The organism is Priestia sp. SIMBA_032 (assembly GCF_046535215.1).
GTDB lineage: Bacteria > Bacillota > Bacilli > Bacillales > Bacillaceae_H > Priestia > Priestia aryabhattai.
This window is the reverse complement of sequence record NZ_JAWRXD010001238.1, coordinates 1-249: the sequence shown is the minus strand read 5'-3', so window position 1 is coordinate 249 and position 249 is coordinate 1. Positions and strand designations below refer to the sequence as shown.

1 protein-coding gene is annotated in these 249 nt (G+C 75.1%); it reads right to left on the bottom strand.

The window, feature by feature from the left end; translation table 11 throughout:
• Positions 1-27 precede the first annotated feature (27 nt).
• Positions 28-249 (bottom strand): hypothetical protein (locus tag SB717_RS38290; protein WP_410908426.1); only part of this gene is annotated, 222 nt, incomplete at its 5' end.

The following is a 249-nucleotide window of genomic DNA, read 5'->3' as shown; positions in this document are numbered from 1 at the left end:
GCTTCGCCTTCAACTGCGGGGCGGCGCTCACGCGAGCACCTCCGCAGGAGTCGTGGCGGCGGCGCCGGCAGCGGCGGCGGCGGGCGTCCAGCGGGACGACGAGATGCTGCCGTCGTAGAGCGGAAGCGCGAGTGTCGACTCCGCCCCGTCGTACTGCCGCCACGGCCGGGTCACGCCGCCGGTGCCGAACCGGCGGACGGCGGCCACCTCGTCCAGGTCGATGACGTCGGTGAGGACGGCGCTCTCGGA